The organism is Acidovorax sp. 22279, assembly GCF_052045435.1.
GTDB lineage: Bacteria > Pseudomonadota > Gammaproteobacteria > Burkholderiales > Burkholderiaceae_C > Acidovorax > Acidovorax delafieldii.
The window spans coordinates 20,176-40,859 of the sequence record NZ_JBQEOV010000015.1; the positions used below are offsets into that span (position 1 = coordinate 20,176).

18 protein-coding genes are annotated in these 20,684 nt (G+C 64.9%); 17 read left to right on the top strand and 1 reads right to left on the bottom strand.

Translation table 11 applies throughout. From position 1 onward, the window contains the following. Positions 1 to 464: 464 nt before the first annotated feature. The 4 genes from ACTJKQ_RS18675 (at position 465) to ACTJKQ_RS18690 (ending at position 4,641) form a co-directional block, all read left to right on the top strand. Positions 465 to 938: a hypothetical protein gene (locus ACTJKQ_RS18675; RefSeq protein WP_056062488.1), complete on the top strand. Its 474-nt coding sequence runs from the start codon at positions 465 to 467 to the stop codon at positions 936 to 938. Positions 939 to 1,089: 151 nt separating this feature from the next. Then, positions 1,090 to 1,518 carry a hypothetical protein gene (locus ACTJKQ_RS18680; protein WP_056062486.1) on the top strand — a complete coding sequence of 143 codons (429 nt, stop codon included), beginning with the start codon at positions 1,090 to 1,092 and terminating at the stop codon, positions 1,516 to 1,518. Positions 1,519 to 1,633: 115 nt separating this feature from the next. Next, entirely contained in the window at positions 1,634 to 3,346 is a 1,713-nt protein-coding gene (locus tag ACTJKQ_RS18685) for a DUF4384 domain-containing protein (RefSeq protein WP_440597695.1), read from the top strand. A 35-nt stretch (positions 3,347 to 3,381) separates the two neighbouring features. Next, positions 3,382 to 4,641 (top strand): hypothetical protein, encoded by a 1,260-nt coding sequence (locus ACTJKQ_RS18690; protein WP_440597696.1) that lies wholly within the window; start codon positions 3,382 to 3,384, stop codon positions 4,639 to 4,641. A 167-nt stretch (positions 4,642 to 4,808) separates the two neighbouring features. On the opposite strand, the gene ACTJKQ_RS18695 is transcribed toward ACTJKQ_RS18690, so the two are convergent. After that, complete coding sequence (locus ACTJKQ_RS18695; RefSeq protein WP_056062476.1) at positions 4,809 to 5,711, bottom strand: LysR family transcriptional regulator; 903 nt, start codon at positions 5,709 to 5,711, stop codon at positions 4,809 to 4,811. Positions 5,712 to 5,904: 193 nt separating this feature from the next. Between ACTJKQ_RS18695 and ACTJKQ_RS18700 the strand changes: the two genes are divergently transcribed. The 13 genes from ACTJKQ_RS18700 (at position 5,905) to ACTJKQ_RS18760 (ending at position 20,639) form a co-directional block, all read left to right on the top strand. Then, complete coding sequence (locus tag ACTJKQ_RS18700; protein ID WP_440597697.1) at positions 5,905 to 7,428, top strand: CoA-acylating methylmalonate-semialdehyde dehydrogenase; 1,524 nt, start codon at positions 5,905 to 5,907, stop codon at positions 7,426 to 7,428. Positions 7,429 to 7,579: 151 nt separating this feature from the next. Beyond that, entirely contained in the window at positions 7,580 to 7,996 is a 417-nt protein-coding gene (locus tag ACTJKQ_RS18705) for a lysozyme inhibitor LprI family protein (RefSeq protein ID WP_440597698.1), read from the top strand. Between the two features lie 45 nt (positions 7,997 to 8,041). Continuing rightward, positions 8,042 to 9,208 carry an acyl-CoA dehydrogenase family protein gene (locus tag ACTJKQ_RS18710; protein WP_440597699.1) on the top strand — a complete coding sequence of 389 codons (1,167 nt, stop codon included), beginning with the start codon at positions 8,042 to 8,044 and terminating at the stop codon, positions 9,206 to 9,208. A 63-nt stretch (positions 9,209 to 9,271) separates the two neighbouring features. Continuing rightward, positions 9,272 to 9,775, top strand: a complete 504-nt coding sequence (locus tag ACTJKQ_RS18715) for a TfoX/Sxy family protein (protein WP_436075249.1) — start codon at positions 9,272 to 9,274, stop codon at positions 9,773 to 9,775. A gap of 37 nt (positions 9,776 to 9,812) precedes the next feature. Beyond that, entirely contained in the window at positions 9,813 to 10,214 is a 402-nt protein-coding gene (locus tag ACTJKQ_RS18720; protein WP_440597700.1) for a DUF488 domain-containing protein, read from the top strand. A gap of 97 nt (positions 10,215 to 10,311) precedes the next feature. Further along, complete coding sequence (gene mmsB, locus ACTJKQ_RS18725) at positions 10,312 to 11,214, top strand: 3-hydroxyisobutyrate dehydrogenase (protein ID WP_440597762.1); 903 nt, start codon at positions 10,312 to 10,314, stop codon at positions 11,212 to 11,214. A gap of 301 nt (positions 11,215 to 11,515) precedes the next feature. Continuing rightward, on the top strand, positions 11,516 to 12,601 hold the full coding sequence (locus tag ACTJKQ_RS18730) for a GTP pyrophosphokinase (RefSeq protein WP_440597701.1): 1,086 nt from the start codon (positions 11,516 to 11,518) through the stop codon (positions 12,599 to 12,601). Between the two features lie 291 nt (positions 12,602 to 12,892). Then, on the top strand, positions 12,893 to 13,285 hold the full coding sequence (locus ACTJKQ_RS18735) for a DUF2946 family protein (protein WP_440597702.1): 393 nt from the start codon (positions 12,893 to 12,895) through the stop codon (positions 13,283 to 13,285). Between the two features lie 248 nt (positions 13,286 to 13,533). Beyond that, positions 13,534 to 15,645: a TonB-dependent siderophore receptor gene (locus tag ACTJKQ_RS18740; RefSeq protein WP_440597763.1), complete on the top strand. Its 2,112-nt coding sequence runs from the start codon at positions 13,534 to 13,536 to the stop codon at positions 15,643 to 15,645. A 161-nt stretch (positions 15,646 to 15,806) separates the two neighbouring features. After that, positions 15,807 to 17,420 carry an ABC transporter substrate-binding protein gene (locus ACTJKQ_RS18745; protein ID WP_440597703.1) on the top strand — a complete coding sequence of 538 codons (1,614 nt, stop codon included), beginning with the start codon at positions 15,807 to 15,809 and terminating at the stop codon, positions 17,418 to 17,420. Continuing rightward, entirely contained in the window at positions 17,417 to 18,385 is a 969-nt protein-coding gene (locus ACTJKQ_RS18750) for an ABC transporter permease (RefSeq protein ID WP_288851210.1), read from the top strand. The genes ACTJKQ_RS18745 and ACTJKQ_RS18750 overlap by 4 nt, the downstream gene beginning before the upstream one ends. After that, positions 18,382 to 19,224 carry an ABC transporter permease gene (locus ACTJKQ_RS18755; RefSeq protein ID WP_440597704.1) on the top strand — a complete coding sequence of 281 codons (843 nt, stop codon included), beginning with the start codon at positions 18,382 to 18,384 and terminating at the stop codon, positions 19,222 to 19,224. The genes ACTJKQ_RS18750 and ACTJKQ_RS18755 overlap by 4 nt, the downstream gene beginning before the upstream one ends. After that, positions 19,221 to 20,639, top strand: coding sequence for an ABC transporter ATP-binding protein (locus ACTJKQ_RS18760; RefSeq protein WP_440597705.1), 1,419 nt, complete (start codon positions 19,221 to 19,223; stop codon positions 20,637 to 20,639). Before ACTJKQ_RS18755 ends, ACTJKQ_RS18760 begins: the two co-directional genes overlap by 4 nt. Positions 20,640 to 20,684 lie beyond the last annotated feature (45 nt).

Below are 20,684 nucleotides of genomic sequence, written 5' to 3' on the forward strand. Positions count from 1 at the left end.
CTGCGGACGTGGTGGTGGGCCCCGATGGACTGGGTCTTTCGGATGACGCATCTGCATGCAACTCTTGCGTTCACATGCATGTTCTCCAACGCACTCATGCCTCTCTGTACGGCAGCGCACACAGTGCGCCAAATAAATTTCAAGGTCCAAATATATTTGGCAATGTTGCCCAAGTAGCAATTGGTTACTACCTGCCTTTCTTCGGCCGATCTCATGTGGTGCGGGCGGCCAAGCCGCGCTGGCAAAGGCTTTGCGCGGGTCCAAGGGTTGAACTGCTCCGCCGTATGAGGTAGCCCGCCCGGCGTATTCGCACGAATCGCATCGGCTCGCACACTGAACTCCGACAGCGCCTAACGACCACCGGTTCTCAAAAAACCAGGCCTGAAAGCGCCGTCCAACCCCCTCTGCACCGCAGGTTCGCTGCGGTTGCAGCCAGTGTAAAAGTCATCCTTGAAGGATCTGTCATGAAAACCCTTGCTTTCATCACGCTCAGCGTCATCGCCTCCGCCGCCATGGCCACCGGTCCGGTCCCTTCCACTCCGGACATCACCATCACCGGCAATTCCACGCAGTCGGTATCCCTGACGTCGGTGTCCGTCAACAACAACTCGACGGGCTCGAAGAGCGAAGCCTTCCAGAACCTGGCCTCCAACACCGGCAACGTCACCATCAGTGGCAATTCGACCCAGACGGTAACGGGCTTTGGCGGCAATCTGACCAACACCGCCAGCGGCAGCGAAGCCTACGCCAGCCAGAACCTGTCATCCAACGTGGGCGAAGTCACCATCATTGGCAACTCCAGCCAATTCACCTCGATGATCAACTCGTCGGTCAACAACCTCTCCAGCGGCAGCAACAGCAAGGCGGTGCAAAACATCGCCTCCAACAACGCCTGCTTCACCTGCCAGCCCACCAAGCCCGCCGGCTGGCCCTACTGAGATCGGCACCAGCTCGGCTGGTGAATAGACCTGCGAGGGTCTGATTCCGGCAGCACATCAGTGCCCGGATGAGTTCGTGCCAGGGGCACACCGGCAAGGCTGCAAACAGCAGCGCGGGTGGGCCCCTCATTCTCACCATAGGAGGTGTTCCATGAACACACGTTTTCTGGCGCCATGCGCAGCGTTGCTCACGGTCTGCGGCCTGCTGCCAGGCCCCGCGTGGGCGCAGGCCCCCGGGGAAGACCCGGTCATCCTGACCAAGAAGCTCTCGGTCCAGATGCAGCCCACAGGGCCAGTGGCAGCCTCGACGGGACTGGACGGCAGCAACACCATGCCATCGTGGCTACGCGCCCGCATCGCCCGCTACGAAGCCAAGGCTTTCTCAGACGACACCACTGGCGTGCTGACCAACAACGACGTGGTCACCACTGCCAATGCACAGGGCATGCAAAAGACCTGCGTCCAGGAGGTGGGCAGCAACACCGTGTCTGCCAACACCACGGGATCGGCCAAGTACGGTCCCAACCAGGCGCCGCAGGTGGTGGTGCTGCGCGGCGATCTCGTCAATATCTGCAAATAACAGGCCAGGCGCCATACGCCCGGCCGCCAGGAGAGAGAACATGCCGCCCACCCCGCCGAGCCCCGCCATGCCTGCATGCTCTCGCCCCCAGCGCCCACGCTCCCCACACCCTGTGATGCGCGCGATCCATGGAGCGCTTTGGCTTGTCGTCGGACTGGGACTGGCTGGCTGTGCCACGCCCAGGGATCCGCGCAAGGACCAGGCCTTTCAGAGCCTGGCTTCCATCACCGACCGCCCCGTGGTGCGACCCACACGCTCCATCTCCAGCTTCTCCGACTCGCTGATGTGCATGGACCACATGCTGCGCGATGCACAGCTGCCCACCACACTGATCACGAGCAAGCAGATTCCCGACTACTCCACCCGCGTCACCGTGGCCACCAAGGACATGGTGATCACGGCCCTGTCGCAGATGTCGCGCCTGAGCAATGCCTTCCGCTTTGTGGACTACGAGGTGGACATCGCGCGCCAGGACACGGTGCAGAACCTCACCACCATCCTGCTCAACAACAACCAGATGCAGCTGCAGCGGCCCGCGCTGTACCTGTCGGGTGCCATCTCGTTCGTGGACCAGAACGTGATCAACAACCGGTTTGACACCGGGCTCTCCGGCCCCCGCATCGACATGGGCTACAGCCAGAGCCGCAACGCCACCATCATTGGCCTGGAGATGCACCTGGGCGACTTTCGCACCCGCACTCTGATTCCCGGACTGGACTCCGCCAACGAAGTCATCATTGGCAACGGCGGACAGGGCGTGGACCTGGCCGGGCGCATCGGCACTTATGGCGTTCAGTTCAACGTGGGGCGTGACTACACCCAGGGCTCTGGCAGTGCAGTGCGCACACTGGTGGACCTGGCCACCATAGAACTCATTGGCAAATGGGCCCGGGTGCCTTACTGGCAATGCCTGACGCTGGAGCAAAACCACCCGGACTTTCAGCGGCAGCTGCGCGACTGGTTTGATGAAGGATCGCCCGCCGTGCGCACCCAGCTCATCGCACGCTCGCTGGTCAGCCGGGGCTACCTCGCCCCCGTCGCGCAACCCCAGCCGGACAACGACCCGGCGCTGCGTAAAGCCCTGGCGCGCTTCCAGGCGGACAACGGCATGGTGGTGACGGGCGTGGTGGACTTTGCGACCTACGAACGGGCGCTGCGCCACTTTGTCGGGCTGTCCGCAGACGGCACCCTGGCCCGCATTGGCTGGGCCAGCACACACGCAGAGCCTGTGCCGCAGATCGCAGCCAGTCCTGCCACACCAGATGCAGCAGTGCAGGTGGTGAGTACCAATCCTGGGGCTGCCAAGTACGGAGACCCGCCGCCTGCGCGCAGCATCGATCTGCAGATCGAGAACGTGTTGCTGGAGCGCACCGCATTCGAGGTGGGGGAACAGGTCTTCCTGTCGGCCACCGTGTCGCGCGCCTCCTACCTGCAGTGTTTTCTGGCCGATGCCACCGGCACAGTCATCCGCCTGCTGCCCAACCAGGCCAACACCACCGGCTGGGTGTCTGCCAACCAGGCCATACGCATCCCCGACTGGATGAGCCCCAACCCCGGCTTCATCATGGACGCAGCCAGCCCCGGCACCGAAGGTGTGGCCTGCTTTGCCACCGACGAGGACAGCACGCCCCGTTTGCCCGAGGCACTGCGCGGACCGCCGCTCAAGCCCATCCCGAACTACCGGGCGCTGGAGCGCTTGAACGAAGCCTTCGCCACCGCCTGGGGCACCGATGGCTACACCGGCAATGCCGTGTACTGGCAAGTCATTCCACGCCGCGCCCTACCCGCCGCAGCCAGTGCGCCTGCCCAACCCGCCCCACGCAAGTGACACACCGTCGGTAAAGCACTGCGCAGGCGAACGCGATGACCACCACCCCGGCGACCACGGCGCGCACGTATTCCACCCTTGGTGGGGTACACGCACCGCAGGGCATATGGCGCGCCATCCATGGCGCAGTGGCGCAGGCCTCGGCTGCAGCGTGCCTGGTAATGGCGGTGGTGACTGCAGCACCTGCGCTGGCATCGGTGCGGGCGCTGCCCACGCTCGCGGAAATCACCGACATCGATCGCGCCAGCCTGAACGCCGCGTCCCCCCAAGTGCCCGGATCTGACGACCCCATGCAGGAGAAGATGTTGCAAAAACTTCGCAGCGCCGCGCAACGCGATGGGGTGCCGACGCGCAAGCCGCGCGCCCCCCCTGCCCCCACGACGCGATCAACGGGCGACCTGACGCCTGCCGATGCGGCGTGGCTGTTGGGATTGCTGGCGTTGCATGGCCTGGCCATGCCAGCTGACCCGGCGCAGGCCCAGCACTGGTTTGAACGTGCGCAAATGCTCAGCCACCCCCTGGCTCCTGCGGGCCTTGCGTGGTGCCAGCTCAGCGGGTGCGTGGCAGCACCCAATCCTTCAACCGCCATGCACTGGATTGCGCTGGTGGGCCGGGCCGATCCGGGGCTTGCCAAATACCTCGAATGGCATGCGGCCAAGGCATTGGCCCCATTGGCCGAGCCCCATTTGCCCTCACCTGACCGATATCCCGGCTCAGCGTCCCCAGCCACGACCAGCCCATCGCTTCAAAAACTGTTGACGCAAGCTGTGCGGGCCGGCAACGCGCAGGCCGGCAACGAACTGGGGCTGGAGTTCATCGCCAGCGGCGATCTCGAACAGGCGATGGTCCAGTTTCAATCAGCGTCTGCAAAATCCGAGGCCGCCGCTGCCAACGCCCGCCTTCTGGCCCGCCGCATCCAGAGCGGTCCCAACGCCCGCACCCGATCAGCCCGCTACAGCGCTGCAGATTGGTACGCGGAGGCCCAGCGCTACCACCGCGGCGACGGCGTACCTGCCAACTACACCGAGGCCGTGCGCCTGTACCAGGTAGCAGCCAGCAGCGGCGACCCACAGGGCCGCAAGATGCTGGAGCTGATCTTCTCCAGACCCTTGCAAGGCGGCGCCATCGACGTCGCGTGGATGCAGCAGCTCGCAGGCCTCCACATCGGCACCAACAGCTCGCCCACCGGCATGACCAACGCTGCACCCACCAGCGGCTGGCAGTGCGAGCCCAGCCCGCTGTATGACCTGGTACCGCTGCAGTGGCGGACGCCGGGGCAAGTGTTGCGTCGATAGGTCGGCCCAAAAGCTGGGGACAAACACCCAATACCCGCCCCGACACGAGCGCCCTCGAAACGTGTCCTGAGCCATGGACTCCAGCCGCACAGGTAGCGCCCCCAAAAATCAGGAAATGGAATCCAACGGGCTGTAGTGCTAGTCGAAATTGACTTATCAGCTATCAATTAAGTAGCAATCACCGCAGGCAACAACAACCCCTGCTGAGCCGCCACCGCCTCCCGCAAAAACGCCCACGTGGCCTGCATGCGGGCCACGTGCTTGTTGTCACCGGGCATGGACATCCAAAAGGTGCGCTGAAAGCGTGCCACCCCCGGCAGCACAGGCACCAGCGATGGGTCTTGCGCTGCCACAAAGGCGGGCAGCACAGCCAGCCCCGCCCCCACGCGGGCGGCTTCGTACTGGGCCAGGATGCTCGTGCTGCGCAGTGCGAAATGCGCGGGGCGGTGCAGCTCGTCCAGGATCTGCAGCTCCTTGCTAAACAGCAGGTCGTCCACGTAGCTGATGAAGGTGTGGCCCCGCAGGTCGTCTGGCGTGTGGATGGGGGCATGGCGCTGCAGGTAGCTGCGCGCTCCATACAGTTGCAGCACGTAGTCGGTGAGCTTCACGACCACCACCGCGCCGCGCGCCGGGCGCTCCAGCGAGATGACGATGTCGGCCTCGCGGCGCGACAGGTGCACCAGGCGCGGCAGGGCCAGAAGGTCCACCACCAGACCGGGGTGGTCCAGCGCAAACCGGGCCAACTGGGGCGCCAGGATCAGGTTGCCAAAGCCCTCGGTGGTTCCAATGCGCACCAGGCCATGTAGGCCTTGGCGCACGCCGGGGGCGGCGTTTTCCACCGCCAGAAAGGCGGCTTCCATGGCCTCGACCTGGGGCAGCAGTGCGCGCCCGGCCTCGGTCAGCCGGTGGCCGCCCGCCTCGCGCGCAAACAGGGCGGAGCCCACCTGCTTTTCGAGCGCCTGCAGGCGGCGCGCCACCGTGGTGTGGTCTACGGCCAAGCGGCGCGCAGCCCCCACCAGCGTGCCGGCGCGGGCCAGCTCCAGAAAGTAGCGCAGGTTGTCCCAGTCCATGGGGTAGTCCTTGAATCAGTGAGCATTACGCAAACAAGGATATGCAAAGGTCGGAGGCAAAAGCAGCGATGTGCATTTTTGCAAACCTTGTGCGCACCATTGTCTATTGTGCAGACAATTCTGCACAATTAGGATGGCGAAGTTCTGGGCACCCTGCCCGCACCTTTGCCCGCTTTTTCCAGGAGACAAACCGATGAATGCACCCACCTCTCAGGCCGTGCTGGCCCCCACCGTCAAGCTGTTGATCGGCGGCCAGTTCGTCGAATCCAAGTCCACCGAGTGGCGTGATGTGGTGAACCCCGCCACGCAAGAAGTGCTGGCCCGCGTGCCGTTTGCCACGGCCGACGAAATCAATGCCGCAGTGGCCTCGGCCAAGGAAGCGTTCAAGACCTGGAAGAAGACCCCCATCGGCACCCGCGCCCGCATCTTCCTCAAGTACCAACAGCTCATCCGCGAAAACATGGCCGAGCTGGCCGCCATCCTCACGGCAGAGCAAGGCAAGACCCTGCCGGATGCCGAAGGCGATGTGTTCCGTGGCCTCGAAGTGGTCGAGCACGCAGCCAGCATCGGCAACCTGCAGCTGGGTGAGCTGGCCAACAACGTGGCCGGTGGCGTGGACACCTACACCCTGCTGCAGCCCCTGGGCGTGTGCGCGGGCATCACGCCCTTCAACTTCCCGGCCATGATCCCGCTGTGGATGTTCCCCATGGCCATTGCCACGGGCAACACCTTCGTGCTCAAGCCCTCCGAGCAAGACCCCATGGTGACCATGCGCCTGTGCGAACTGGCCCTGGAAGCCGGCATCCCCCCCGGCGTGCTGAACGTGGTGCACGGTGGCGAAATGGCCGTGAACGCGATCTGCGACCACAAGGACATCAAGGCAATCAGCTTTGTGGGCTCCACCAAGGTGGGCACCCATGTCTACAACCGCGCCAGCCTCAACGGCAAGCGCGTGCAATGCATGATGGGCGCCAAGAACCACGCCATCGTGATGCCCGACGCCAACAAAGAACAGACCCTGAACGCCCTGGCCGGTGCTGCTTTCGGTGCCGCAGGCCAGCGCTGCATGGCGCTGTCAGTGGTGGTGCTGGTGGGCGAAGCGCAAAAGTGGATCCCCGAACTGGTGGCCAAAGCCAAGACCCTGAAGGTGAGCGCCGGTGTCGAAAAAGGCACGGACGTGGGCCCCGTAGTGTCCTGCGCCGCCAAGGACCGCGTGCAGAGCCTGATCGAGCGCGGCATTGCCGACGGCGCCACGCTGGAGCTGGACGGCCGCAACCCCGTGGTGGCTGGCTATGAAAAGGGCAACTTTGTGGGCCCCACGGTGTTCAGCGGCGTGAAGCCCGGCATGAGCATCTACGACCAGGAAATCTTTGGCCCCGTGCTCTGCCTGTCGGCCGCTGCCGACATTGACGAAGCCATTGCCTTCATCAACGACAACCCCAACGGCAACGGCACCGCCATCTTCACCCAGTCGGGTGCGGCAGCCCGCAAGTTCCAGGAAGAGATCGACGTGGGCCAGGTCGGCATCAACGTGCCAATCCCTGTGCCCGTGCCGCTGTTCTCGTTCTCGGGTTCGCGCGCTTCCAAGCTGGGCGACCTGGGCCCCTACGGCAAGCAGGTCGTGCTGTTCTACACGCAGACCAAGACGGTGACGGCGCGCTGGTTTGACGACAGCACCATCTCGCATGGTGTGAACACGACGATTAGCTTGAAGTGACATCCCCCTGAGGCGCTGCGCGCCTTCCCCCTTCTCTCGCGCTTTGCGCGGGAAGGGGGACGCCACCCGTGCGGCGGGGCGGCCCTTGCACGGTGGCACTGGCCTGGGCCGCGCCGGTTTCAACGACTGCGCGCGGTGGTAAAAGCGGGGCATGCAAATTGATCTGACAACGATGCGGGGATGGGCCATGGTCTTCGGTGCTGCTTGCGCGATGCTGATGGGTGCCGATGCCCACGCACAGGCCGGTGCTGCCTGCAAACCCGGCGGCACGGTGGAAGAAACCAACGCCTGCGCCGTGCAAGCCTTCCAGGCGGCCGATACCGAAATCGCCGTCCTCTACGGCGATGTGATGCGCGCCCTGTCGGCCCACGAACGGCCCCAGCTGCGGCAGGAGCACACCGCCTGGCAGCGCGAGCGCACCACCCGCTGCAAGCAGGCGCAGCGCAGCAACGAATCGCAACCCCAGTGGCCGCGTCTGTACCACGATTGCCTGACGGCCGAAACCCAGGCGCGCCGCAAAGGCCTGATGCGCTGGCTGACGCTGGACCACCCGTCCGCCAAGCCCTGAGCAAGGCCCCCAGAACAACAAGAACCGACGACGAGACAGAACACCATGGACTTTGAACTCACCGAAGAACAACGCGCCTTTGCCCAGACGGCCCGCGACTTTGCACGAGCTGAGTTCGCACCCCACGCCGCGCACTGGGACGAGGAAGGCATCTTCCCGCGCGAGGCGATCGCCAAGGCGGGCGAGCTGGGCTTTTGTGGCCTGTACGCGCCCGAAGCCGCCGGTGGCCTCGCCCTGCCCCGGCTGGACGCCACCCTGGTCTTTGAAGAAATGGCGGCCGTGGACCCCAGCACCACCGCCTTCATCACCATCCACAACATGGCCACGTGGATGCTGGGCACCTGGGCCACGCCCGCCGTGCGCGACCATTGGGGCCCGCTGCTCACCACCGGCGAAAAGCTCGCAAGCTACTGCCTCACCGAGCCCGGCGCGGGCTCCGACGCCGCCTCGCTCAAGACCCGCGCCGAGCTGGTGGGCAACGAATACGTCATTAACGGCGCCAAGGCCTTCATCAGCGGCGCAGGCAGCACCGACGTGCTGGTGCTCATGGCCCGCACTGGGGATGCAGCATCGGGCGCCAGCGGCATCAGCGCGTTTGCCGTGCCCGCCGACACACCTGGCATCAGCTACGGCAAGAAGGAACAGAAGATGGGCTGGAACAGCCAGCCCACCCGCACCATCAGCTTTGACAACGTGCGCATCCCTGCCGACCACCTGCTGGGCCGCGAGGGCGAAGGCTTCAAGATCGCCATGAAGGGCCTGGACGGCGGCCGCATCAACATCGCCACCTGCTCGGTGGGCGCGGCGCAAGGCGCGCTCAATGCCGCCCAGCAATACATGCAAGACCGCAAGCAGTTCGGCAAACCCATCGCCAGCTTCCAGGCCCTGCAGTTCAAGCTGGCCGACATGGCGACCGAACTCGTCGCCGCCCGCCAGATGGTGCGCCTGGCCGCGAGCAAGCTGGACGCCGGGGCGCGCGACGCATCCACCTATTGCGCCATGGCCAAGTGCTTTGCCACCGATGCAGGCTTTACCGTCATCAATGACGCCCTGCAGTTGCACGGCGGCTACGGCTACATCCGCGAATACCCGCTGGAGCGCCTGCTGCGCGACGCGCGCGTACACCAGATTCTGGAAGGCACCAATGAAATCATGCGGGTGATCATTGCGCGGCGCATGCTGGATGGAGATGCCACCGAGGCCATCCGGTAGCTACAACATTCATAGCTACCCAGGCATATTGCGCTAGCGCTACCGGCATTTTTAGCTCTCACCATGCCCGCCCGCCCGCTGTCTGACGAAACCCTGCACCTGATCGACGCCGTGCGCACGGCGCTCGCCCACCGCAGTGACGTGGAAGAACGCGCCCTGTTTGGAACGCACGCCTTCTTCGTGGACGGAAAGATGTGCATCGCCGTCAAGGGCGAGGAGCTGCTGGTGCGCTTGCCGCCGGAGCGGCACGGCGAGCTGCAGGAGATGCAGAACACGCGCGAACTCTCTCCGGGCGGCGGGATGAAGGGCTATTTCTGGGTGGAGCCCAATGGGTTTTCTACCCGGACGCAGTGGAGCTTCTGGATTGACGAAGCGCTGGCCTACAACCCGCACGCCAAGGCTGCACCGCCCAAGAAAAAAAGGGGTGTCGCCAAAGCCCAGCCCGCCACGCCGAAGAAAGTCACAGCAACAGGCGCGCGCACAAAAGGTGCCGCTGCCAAAGCCGCAAAGCCCCTCTCCAAAAAGCCGACCGCCAAGAAGCACAGCATCTTCGAAGCCGACGACTGACCCGCCCTTTCCATCGCCCACCCCGGAGCCCATCACCATGCCCCTTCGCATCGTCCGCCTTGGCACCCCGCGCGCCGCCGGGGAAGGTACCCGCATCGGCACCGTGCGCCGCCCGCCGCGTGGCGTGCCCAAGGCCGAGTTCGCCAGCCGCGACTACTACGACGTGTGGTACCCCCTGCTCTCCCCCAGCGCCGACCTCATGGCCCAGGGCCAGCAGGTGCCCCCCGGCCAAGAAGGCGACAAGGCGTGGGACGCCTTCGCCAAACAGTTCCGCAAGGAACTGGCCCAGCCCGAGGCCAGCCGCACGCTCGATTTGCTGGCCGCCCTGTCGCACCACAGCGCAATGTCGCTGGGCTGCTACTGCGAGGACGAAGCGCGCTGCCACCGGTCGGTGCTCCGCGCTGAGTTGGCGAGCCGCGGAGCAGACATCACCGATTGATTTCAGATGTTTTTTGGATCAAGCGGTAGATGAATATGCGTTGGTAGCTATCAAATTCATACCAAACCCGAACCCTTTTCTTTCACATCACAACGACATCCAGGAGCAACACAGCATGAAAATCGCATTCATCGGCCTCGGCAACATGGGCGGCCCCATGGCACACAACCTGCACAAGGCAGGCCACGAAGTGCGCGCGTTCGACCTCTCGCAACCCGCCCGCGACAAGCTGGCCGCAGACGGCGTGCCCATCGCCACCGATGCCAAGGCGGCAGTCGCAGGCGCCGAAGTCGTCATCAGCATGCTGCCCGCCAGCCAACACGTGGAAGGCCTGTTCCTCGGCGCGGGCGAACTGCTGGCCCAGTTGCCTGCGGGCACGCTGATCATCGACTGCTCCACCATCGCTGCAGCCACCTCCCGCAAGGTGGCCGAAGCCGCCAAGGCCAAGGGCGTGGCGTTTATCGACGCGCCCGTCTCGGGCGGCACCGGCGGCGCCATTGCAGGCACCCTCACCTTCATGGTGGGTGGCGACGCCGCCGACCTGGAACGCGCCCGCCCCGTGCTCGAAAAAATGGGCGCCAACATCTTCCACGCAGGCAGCGTGGGCGCAGGCCAGACGGCCAAGATCTGCAACAACATGCTGCTGGGCATCCTGATGGCAGGCACCAGCGAAGCCATTGCCCTGGGCGTAGCCAACGGCCTGGACCCCAAGGTGCTGAGCGAAATCATGCGCCGCAGCTCGGGCGGCAACTGGGCGCTGGAGAAGTACAACCCCTTCCCCGGCGTGATGGAAACTGCGCCTGCCAGCAAGGGTTATGCGGGCGGCTTTGGCACGGACCTGATGCTCAAGGACCTGGGCCTGGCGCAGGAGAACGCGATGGCGGTGAAGGCTGCCACGCCGCTGGGTGGGATGGCTCGGAATTTGTATGCGGCACACAGCTTGGCGGGGCATGGGGGGCTGGATTTTTCCAGCATTATTAAGATGGTGCAGAAGGGGTAATCTCTTTTCCGTCATAAAAACGCCAGCGCTTGCTGGCGTTTTTCTTTGACAGGCCTAAGCGAAGTGTACAAAATCAAGCTTGATCGGCACTGATGCAGCTAGCCACAATAGGGTGGATGGGCAGGTCAGAGCCATATTCATTCCAAACCATCTGCCCAAAAAACTCAAAGAGTTTTCGAACCGCAAGCAGCTTCCGCCAACAGCAAAGGCCTTAAATGGATTCTGTAACGAACCAGCTCCGCCCTCAACAACGCTCTTTTGGCGCGAATCTGGCGTGCTTTCCATAAATTCTGTCTAAGAAATGAATACACCCAACCAAATCGACCAAATCATTGCAAAATTCACCTCTGAGGCAGATACATATGCTCGCATGAGTGGAGCAGTTGCCCATTTGCTTTCGCAAATTATATCAAGCAATCACTTAACAGTTCACTCCATAACTCATCGCTGCAAAGAAATTGCTAGTCTTTCAAAAAAACTTGCTAGGCCTGAAAAAAACTACCAAAGTCTAGCGGAGATTACCGATCTCGCTGGCATACGAGTGACCACTTATTTCCCCAAAGATGTGGACCGAGTGGCGCGCCTGATAGAGCAAGAATTTCAGATTGACAAAAACAATACGATTGATAAACGCATAGCCCTTGATCCCGATAAATTTGGATACCAATCCTTACACTATATCGCCCAACTAAAAATCAGCAGATCGGCGCTCATTGAGTATAAAAGTTATGAAGGAAAAAAGTTCGAAATTCAAGTGCGATCTATACTTCAGCACGCCTGGGCAGAGATTGAACACGATCTCGGTTATAAATCTGCAACCGGCATCCCAAAAGAGATTCGACGACGCTTTGCTCGAATAGCAGGCTTATTGGAAATAGCAGATGATGAGTTTGAAGCGCTACGATTAAAACTAAGAAATTATGAACAAGAAATCAAAGAGAAAAATATATCAAGCCTAGGCAGCTTGGAAATAGATTTACCCTCTTTAAAAGCCGCTTACGCAAGCAATTTAGCAGTGACGGCTTTGGACCGCGCCATCGCAGAAAAAGCGGGGGCGCAGATATCTGTCGAACCTAGCGACACACTTGAGCGCGCTGCCGGGCGTTTACTATTTTTAGGAATTAAGAATATTTCACAACTCGAACAAGCAACCCGAGAAAATCATGAACTTGCAACAAATTTTGCTGCCCAGTGGATAGATGGAAAATATGACAAACTCCCAATGGGAGTGGGAATTTTTTACCTGGCTTATGCACTAATGGCAATCAAAAAAGATAAATCCGCATTTCTCTCTTATCTAAATCAATTCAATATTGGCAGACATGAAGAGCGAGACAATCTGGCAGAACGAGCGATTTCGATTGCAAGCAGAATTGAAGCCAGTTAATCTAGCATAAAATTATGCACTAAGATTGACCTAGAAAATATTTCCTTAAGTCAAGCTAAAATGACAGCATTTCTCTTTGGCGTATTCTATTAGCTGAAACTATAGTTTTTTTCTATAATTTCAATACTAGACACCAAAATACGCACCCATTGGAAAATAAATACTACCCATCGCACCGAATTATATTAAATTTTATAAATTGCTTTCGCGCAGCGAGAGCGCTTGGGATGGAGACCACCAGACTGATTCACCAAGCTGCGACCTCCATTTGAGTATGATTCGCATCCCCTCATGCTGCGTCGCACCATCCCCGCCCTGCCCTTCCACATCGTGCTCCTGCTGGTGGCGTTGTTCAACGCGCTGGCGGGCGCGCCCTTGCATGAGGCGCGGCACATCCAGGAGCTGGTGCGCAGCGACACGGCCTCGGCAGCCGCAGGCGATGTGGATGCATTGGCAACCAGCTCCGCAGCGAGCGACGAGCACGGCGAAGAGACACACGCGACCACCTGCGCCTGGTGCCTGACCCACGCGCTGGAGGCGGGGCTGGCGCATGCACCGGCCCGCCAACCGCAAGTCCCCGCAGAACCCAGCGCCATCGCGCCGCACAGCGCAGACCCCTTCACGGCCCAACAGGTGCGCTGGCCGTTTGCTGCACGCGATCCTCCGCCAGCCCAGCGGGCCTGACACGCGTCAGGCTCCAGCCAGCCTGCGCTCCCCAGCGCATCCCCTTTTCGTTTTTGCCCTTGCATTCACCCCCTTGGGGCGGGTGTGGGCACGCTGCTTTGTGCGCCCGCCATTACCCAGGCGGGTGTGGGCCGCGTTGCTCCTGGCTTTTGCATTCACCGCTTTTGGACTGGTTTGCCATGCGTTCTTCGTCTTCTCTTGATTCTTCTTCACGCACTGCGCCCCTGCCGCGCTCCACATTGACGGCCATGGCAGCGGCAGCCCTGCTGGCCTCCCTCCACCCCGCCTGGGCCGCAGACGGCGATGTGGTCACCCCACCCACCCTGTCTGCCGTGGACGTGGTGGGCCGCAGCGCCTCGGGCACCTACTACGCCGATGAGGCCGAGGGCGCCAAGACCAGCCTGCCGCTGCGCGAGCTGCCGCAATCCGTGCGCGTGATGTCGCGCCAGACGCTGGACGACCTGGGTGCCACGCGGCTGGATGATGTGCTGGACTATGTGGGCGGGGTCTCGCGCCAGAACAACTTTGGCGGGCTGTGGGACAACATCGCCATCCGGGGGCTGCCGGGCAACGAGAACACGGGCATGGCGACCTTGCTCAACGGGTTTTCGTCCAACCGGGGCTTTAACGCGCCGCGCGATCTGGCGGGGGTGGAACGGGTGGAGTTCCTCAAGGGTCCCGCCGCCGCCCTGTATGGCAGCAGCGAGCCCGGTGGCACGCTCAACATCGTGAGCAAAAAGCCGCTGTGGAAGGCCGCCCACTCGGTGGAGGCCTACGCGGGCAGCTACGGCCTGGGCCGCGCGGCGCTGGACACCACCGGCCCCATCAACGACCGGCTGGCCTACCGCCTGAACGTGGCGGTGGAAGACAAGGGCAGCTTTCGCGACCATGTGCGCGCGCAGCGGCAGGTAGTGGCACCGGCGTTGACCTGGAAGCTCTCGCCCGACACGGTGCTGGAGTACACGGCCGAATTTCTGCGCCACGCCACGCCGCTGGACCGGGGCGTGGTGGCCGTCAACAACCGCCTGGGCGCGGTGCCTGCCAGCCGCTTTCTGGGCGAGCCTGCCGATGGCGATGTGACGGTGACCAACCAGACGCACCAGCTGGCGCTGTCGCACGAGTGGAACCCCGACTGGCGGAGCCGCGTGGGGCTGTCGTACCGCGAGACGGGAATGGAAGGCTTCTCGACCGAGGCCACCGCGCTGCAGGCCAATGGCCGCACGCTGACGCGCCAGCGGCGGCATCGCGACTTCCAGTCGGACGATGTGGCCGTGCAGGCCGAGCTGCAGGGCACCCTGCGCACGGGCGGGCTGGAGCATGAGCTGCTGGTGGGCGTGGAGAGCTACCGCTTCAGCATGGATTCGGTGATGCTGCGCGTGAACCCCAGCGCCGCCACGCCGTATGCCATCGACATCTTCAACCCCGTGTACGGCCAGGCGCAGCCCACGCCGGGGCGCAACACCGACACGCTGGAGAAGCAGCGCAACACGGCGCTGTATGTGCAGGACACCCTCAAGCTGGGCGAGCAATGGCGCGTGATGGCCGGGCTGCGGGCCGACCACTATGACCAGAGCCTGCAAAACCGCATCACCAACCGCACCACGGCGCAAAGCCCTTCGGCCGTGTCGCCACGCCTGGGCGTGAGCTGGCTGCCCACGCCGGGGTGGACGGTGTATGCCAATGCGGGCAGTTCGTTCCGCCCCAACACGGGCAGCAATGTGGCGGGCAACGGCTTTGACCCGGAAAAATCCCGTGCGCTGGAGCTAGGCGCCAAGTGGGAGAGCGCCGACCAGCGCCTGGGCGCCACGGCGGCGCTGTTCGACATCACCAAGCGCAATGTGCTGACCAGCGACCCGCTGAACGCAGGCTTCTCGGTGGCCGCAGGCGAGATGCGCAGCCGGGGCCTGGAGCTGGACCTGGCGGGCCGCCTGAGCACCCACTGGCGCTTGAATGCGAGCCTGGTGGTCAACGACGTGGAGGTGACCCGCGACAACACGCTGGAGGTGGGTGGCCGCCTGCTGAACGTGCCGCGCATCAACGGCAGCGTGCTGGCGGTGTACGAAAACCAGTTGGCCAACGGCCAGCGCTACGGCGTGGGCGGCGGCGTGACCCACATGGGCAAACGCCTGGGCCAGGCCCGCACGCAGGCCGAGGCCAATGCAGGCACCGCCGCGTTTGAGCTGCCCAGCTACACCACGGCCAAGCTGATGGCGTACTGGCGCCTGAGCCCCACTCTGAACCTGTCGCTGGACGTGGACAACGTGTTCAACAAGGTGCACTACACCAGCTCGTACAGCCGCGTGTGGGTGGCGCCGGGGGCGGCGCGCACCGTTACCGTCGGGCTGCAGGCCAAGTTTTGATGAAGCACCCCCTGAGTCGCTTCGCGCCTTCCCCCTCTCTCGCTACGCGGGAGGGGGACGCCCCCAGCGCGGCGGGGCGGCCCTTGCGCGGGGGCACTGGTCTTTGGCAGCGCCAGTTTCGTCGGTTGCGGCGAACGCGCAGGGCTATGGAAAACTGAAAAATGAACACTTCCTCGACTTTTCTTAGGCCGCTGACGCGGCGCCGCGCCTTGCAGGCCCCCATGGCCGCGCTGGCGGCAGGCGCCCTGCCCGTTGCCTGGGCGCAGGGCACACCACCCGCCTCCGCACCCGCGCCGCTGCAAATCGTCGGCCCGTGGGAGATCAGCGGCCTGGCGCCCGCCAGCAGCGGCTATGTGTTCACGCGCCTGCAGGTCACCGAAACCCTGCTGGACGCTGCAGACGACGGCCAGCCACGGCCCGCGCTGGCGCGGCTCTGGCGCCGGTCGGCAGATGGGCTGGTGTGGCAGTTTGAGCTGCGGCCCGGGGCGCGTTTTCATGACGGAACGCCGGTGACTGCCGCCGCCGTGGTGCGCAGCCTGCAGGCCGCGCAGGTGGCGCCTGCACTGCTGAGCCAGGCGCCCATTGAGTCCATCACTGCGCCTGACGAAGGCACGGTGCTCATCCGCCTGCAACGCCCCCACACCGCCCTGCCCGCGCTGCTGGCGCATTCCAGCACCATGGTGCTGGCCCCGGCCAGCTATGGGGCCGACGGCAAGGTGCGCAGCATCATTGGCAGCGGCCCCTACCGCATTGCGGGGCTGGTGCCGCCGCAGCAGGTCGAAACGGTGGTGTTTGATGCCTACGACGGCCCGCGCCCCGCCATTGCCGCCGTGCGCTACCTGGCCGCCAGCCGTGCCGAAACCCGCGCGCTGATGGCTGAGAGCGGCCAGGCCGATCTGGCCTATGGGCTGGACCCGGCCAGCCTGCGGCGGCTGCAGCGCCACGCGCAAAGCCCCGCACTGGCACGCCGCACCGCAGTGCGCATTGCCTCGGTCACGCTGCCGCGCACCGTCATCGTCAAGCTCAATGCGGGCCTGCCTGCGCTGCGCGATGTGCGCGTGCGGCAGGCGCTGAGCCTGGCCATCGACCGCGCGGGCATTGCGCTGGCGCTGATGGGCGACGAGGCGCTGGCGGCCACGCAGTTGCTGCCGCCCACGCTGGGCGCGTGGCACAACCCCGACCTGCCCCCGCTGCAGCACGACCCCGAAGCCGCTGCACGCCTGCTGCGCGCCGCGGGCTGGCAGCGCCACGGCGACGGCCTGCGCGATGCCGAAGGCCAGCCGCTGCACCTGGTGATCCGCACCTTCGTGGACCGACCCGAGCTGCCGCTGATTGCCACCGCCTTGCAGGAACAGTGGCGGCTGGCGGGCATCGCGGTGAAGGTGAGCATTGGCAACTCGGGCGACGTGCCCCGGGGCCACCGCGACGGCAGCCTGCAACTGGCGCTGGCTGCGCGCAACTACGCCAACGTGCCCGACCCCACAGGCACGCTGGCGGGCGACTTTGCCGCCCAGGGCGGCGACTGGGGCGCCATGGGCTGGCACAGCGACACCGTGGTGCAGGCCCTGCACGAGCTGACGCGCACCCAGACGCCGCCCGAGCGCACGCGCGCGCTGCGGCAAACCATCACGCACACCCTGCAAACGGAGCTACCCGTGATCCCCGTGGCGTGGTACCGCCAGCATGTGGCCGTGGCCCCCCGGCTGGCGGGCGTCACGCTGGACCCGCTGGAGCGTTCTTACCGCCTGACCGGCACGGAGTGGAGCAACCCATGAACCCCTTGATTTCAAAACCCTGGGCCGCCCTGCTCGGCCGCAGGCTGGTGCAGGTGCTGGCCGTGTCGCTGCTGATCGGCACGCTGTGCTTTTTGATGGTGCGCGCCCTGCCCGGCGACCTGGCCATGCGCGTGGCGGCGGGCCGCTATGGCTATGACCTGGTGAGCAACGCCGCCGCCGACGCGGTGCGCGCGGAGCTGGGGCTGGACCGCCCCGGCTGGCTGGCGCTGTTGCACTGGTGGCGCGACATGGCCACCTTCAACCTGGGCCAGTCGCTGGTGTCGCAGCGATCGGTGTGGCACGAGGTCACGCACCACCTGGGCGCCACGCTGCGCCTGTCGGCCGCCGCGCTGGCCATTGCCTTTGCCGTGGGTGTGCCGCTGGGCGTGTGGGCTGGGCTGCGCCCCCAGGGCTGGGTGGACAAGGCCAGCTGGCTGATGGCCGTGGTGCTGCGCGCGCTGCCGCCGTTTTTGCTGTCGGTGCTGCTCATCCTGCTGGTGGCGGTGCAGTGGGGCTTTTTGCCTGCGGGAGGTGACGAGAGCCAGGCCAGCCTGGTGCTGCCTGCGTTCACGCTGGGGCTGGGCCTGGCCGCCGGGCTGGCGCGCGTGACCCGCGCTGCGATGCTGGAGGTGGTGGTGTCGCCCTTTTTTGAATTTGCGCGCACCAAGGGCCTGAGCGACTGGCAGGCGCTGGTGCACCACGGCCTGCGCAATGCCGCCGTACCGGTGACGGCCTACCTGGGCGTGCAGGCGCTGTTTTTGGTGGAGGGCGCGCTGGTGGTGGAGACGCTGTTTGCCTGGCCCGGCATCGGCCATGCGCTGGTGCACGCCGTGTTCGGGCGCGACATCCCGGTGGTGCAGGGCACGGCGTTGTGCATGGGTGTGCTGTTTGTGGTGTTCAACCTGCTGGTGGATGCGGCGTGCTTGACGCTGGACCCTCGGCATGCGCAAAAGGTAGCTGCATGAGTGCCGTGCCTTCCACTCTTTCCTCGCCAGTTGGCGGCTTGGTAGCCCAGCCTCGCTGGCCGCTGCGCACCATGCTGGGCTTGGCCCTGCTCAGCCTGCTGGCCCTGTTTGCCCTGCTCGGCCCCTGGCTGGTGGGCGCCAGCCCGGTGGTGCAAGACCTGCGCAACGCCCTGGCGCCCCCCGGCGCCCAGCACTGGCTGGGCACCGATGTGCTGGGCCGATCGGCGCTGGCGAGGCTGGCGTATGCCGCGCAGCTGTCGCTGGGCATGGCGCTGCTGGCGGCCGTGAGCGCCGCCGTGCCCGGCACGCTGCTGGGCATCGTCGCCGCATGGCGCGGCGGGCGCACCGAGCGGGCGCTGCTCATGCTGTCGGACTCGGTGCTCGCCATCCCCGGCCTCCTGCTGGTGTTGCTGATTGCCGCCCTGGCGCCCGGCGCGCTGTGGGCGCTGTATGCGGGCCTGTCGGCTGCGCTGTGGGTCGAATACTTTCGCGTGAGCCGTGCGGTGGCCCGGCCCGTGCTGGCAGGCGACGCGGTGCAGGCATCGCGCCTGCTGGGTTTTGGGCGCGGCTATGTGCTGCGCCGCCACCTGCTGCCCGCGCTGGCGCCTACGCTGGGCACGCTGCTGGCCTTCACCACATCGCAAGCCGTGCTGGCGCTGGCCGCGCTGGGTTTTGTGGGCGTGGGCATGCAGCCGCCCACACCCGAGCTGGGCCTGATGATGACCGAGGCCATGCCCTACTACGAAGAAGCCCCGTGGCTCATTGCCGCACCCACCGCCCTGCTGGTGTGGCTGGTGGCCGCGATGATGCTGCTCAACCCCGACCGGGAGACCGCATGACCACGCCTTTGAAATCCAACGCCCTGCTGGTCGTGGAGGGCCTGGGCATCCAGGTGGGCGGCAAACAGCTGCTGCGCGACATCGGCTTCAGCCTGCGGCCGGGCGAGGCGCTGACCCTGGTGGGTGAAAGCGGCGCTGGCAAGTCGTTGCTGGCCCAGGCCATCATGGGCAACCTGCCGCCTGCGCTGCAGGCCACAGGCCAGATCACGCTGGATGGCACCAGCACCCGCGCCCAGGACGCCGCCGCGCGCCGCGCCCTGTGGGGCCGCAAGCTGGCGCTGCTGCCGCAGGAGCCCTCGCTGGCACTCAACCCGTTGGCCCGCGCGGCACCGCAGCTGGCCGAGGTGTACCGCCTGCTGCACCAGCAGCCCCCCAGCGCCGCCAGCGCCAAGGCCGAACAGGTGATGGGCGCTGCGGGCCTGGGCGGCGCAGGCAGCCACTACCCCTGGCAACTGTCGGGCGGCATGGCCCAGCGCGCGGTGGCCGTCATCACCCTGGCCGGAGGCGCCCCGGTGCTGATGGTGGATGAGCCCACCAAAGGGCTGGACGCGCATTGGCGCGGCCGCATGGTGGAGTTGTTCCAAGGCGTGCTGAAGGCAGGCGGCTGCCTGCTCACCATCACCCACGACATGCAGGTGGCGCAGGCGCTGGGCGGCCAGGTCATCGTGCTGCGCCACGGGCAGGCGGTGGAGCAAGGCGACATCCACACCGTGGCCGCCGCGCCGCAGCACGCCTTTACCCGCCAGCTGCTTCAGGCCGACCCGGCGCGATGGCTGCCGTTTGCAGCGCCTCCGCTGGGCGAGCCGGTCGTGCAGGCGCGCGGCATCTCCAAAGCCTATGGCGCGCAGCAGCTGTTTGCGCCGCTGGACCTGGAGCTGCGCGGCGGCGATCGCATCGCCGTGCAAGGCCCCAGCGGCACCGGAAAAAGCACGCTGGGCAATGTGCTGCTGGGCCTGGTGGCGCCCGACACGGGCCGTGTGGAGCGCAGCGCCCGGCTGCGCCCGCATGCATTCCAAAAGCTCTATCAGGACCCGGTCAGCTCGTTCGCCCCACACATCAGCCTGGCCCAGTCGCTGCGCGATGCCGCCCGCCTGCACCGCTGCGACTGGAAGGCGGTGCAGCAGCGCATGGCCCAACTGCGTGTGCCCGAAGACCTGCTGGCGCGCAGGCCCGACCAGGTGTCGGGCGGCGAGCTGCAGCGCATTGCGCTGGCGCGGGTGCTGGTGGCACAACCAGCGCTGCTGTTTGCCGACGAGCCTACCTCGCGCCTGGACCCGATCACGCAGCAAGAGGCTATACAGGTACTGCTAGATGCTGTACACGAGTCCGGGGCTGCTTTAGTGTTGGTCACCCATGATGAGGCGCTGGCAAATGTCGTTGCAACGCACACGCTGCATATGCGCGAATGGCCTTAACAGATGACCAGACAGCCCGTTGTGGACTAAAGCGCAAACACGCCG

What these genes read in the sequence shown, in the direction of transcription:
- ACTJKQ_RS18675 (WP_056062488.1), top strand. Translation starts at nt 465, where the DNA reads ATGAAAACCCTTGCTTTCATCACGCTCAGCGTCATCGCCTCCGCCGCC.
- ACTJKQ_RS18680 (WP_056062486.1), top strand. Translation starts at nt 1,090, where the DNA reads ATGAACACACGTTTTCTGGCGCCATGCGCAGCGTTGCTCACGGTCTGC.
- ACTJKQ_RS18685 (WP_440597695.1), top strand. Translation starts at nt 1,634, where the DNA reads ATGCGCGCGATCCATGGAGCGCTTTGGCTTGTCGTCGGACTGGGACTG.
- ACTJKQ_RS18690 (WP_440597696.1), top strand. Translation starts at nt 3,382, where the DNA reads ATGACCACCACCCCGGCGACCACGGCGCGCACGTATTCCACCCTTGGT.
- ACTJKQ_RS18695 (WP_056062476.1), bottom strand. Translation starts at nt 5,711, where the DNA reads ATGGACTGGGACAACCTGCGCTACTTTCTGGAGCTGGCCCGCGCCGGC.
- ACTJKQ_RS18700 (WP_440597697.1), top strand. Translation starts at nt 5,905, where the DNA reads ATGAATGCACCCACCTCTCAGGCCGTGCTGGCCCCCACCGTCAAGCTG.
- ACTJKQ_RS18705 (WP_440597698.1), top strand. Translation starts at nt 7,580, where the DNA reads ATGCAAATTGATCTGACAACGATGCGGGGATGGGCCATGGTCTTCGGT.
- ACTJKQ_RS18710 (WP_440597699.1), top strand. Translation starts at nt 8,042, where the DNA reads ATGGACTTTGAACTCACCGAAGAACAACGCGCCTTTGCCCAGACGGCC.
- ACTJKQ_RS18715 (WP_436075249.1), top strand. Translation starts at nt 9,272, where the DNA reads ATGCCCGCCCGCCCGCTGTCTGACGAAACCCTGCACCTGATCGACGCC.
- ACTJKQ_RS18720 (WP_440597700.1), top strand. Translation starts at nt 9,813, where the DNA reads ATGCCCCTTCGCATCGTCCGCCTTGGCACCCCGCGCGCCGCCGGGGAA.
- ACTJKQ_RS18730 (WP_440597701.1), top strand. Translation starts at nt 11,516, where the DNA reads ATGAATACACCCAACCAAATCGACCAAATCATTGCAAAATTCACCTCT.
- ACTJKQ_RS18735 (WP_440597702.1), top strand. Translation starts at nt 12,893, where the DNA reads ATGCTGCGTCGCACCATCCCCGCCCTGCCCTTCCACATCGTGCTCCTG.
- ACTJKQ_RS18740 (WP_440597763.1), top strand. Translation starts at nt 13,534, where the DNA reads ATGGCAGCGGCAGCCCTGCTGGCCTCCCTCCACCCCGCCTGGGCCGCA.
- ACTJKQ_RS18745 (WP_440597703.1), top strand. Translation starts at nt 15,807, where the DNA reads ATGAACACTTCCTCGACTTTTCTTAGGCCGCTGACGCGGCGCCGCGCC.
- ACTJKQ_RS18750 (WP_288851210.1), top strand. Translation starts at nt 17,417, where the DNA reads ATGAACCCCTTGATTTCAAAACCCTGGGCCGCCCTGCTCGGCCGCAGG.
- ACTJKQ_RS18755 (WP_440597704.1), top strand. Translation starts at nt 18,382, where the DNA reads ATGAGTGCCGTGCCTTCCACTCTTTCCTCGCCAGTTGGCGGCTTGGTA.
- ACTJKQ_RS18760 (WP_440597705.1), top strand. Translation starts at nt 19,221, where the DNA reads ATGACCACGCCTTTGAAATCCAACGCCCTGCTGGTCGTGGAGGGCCTG.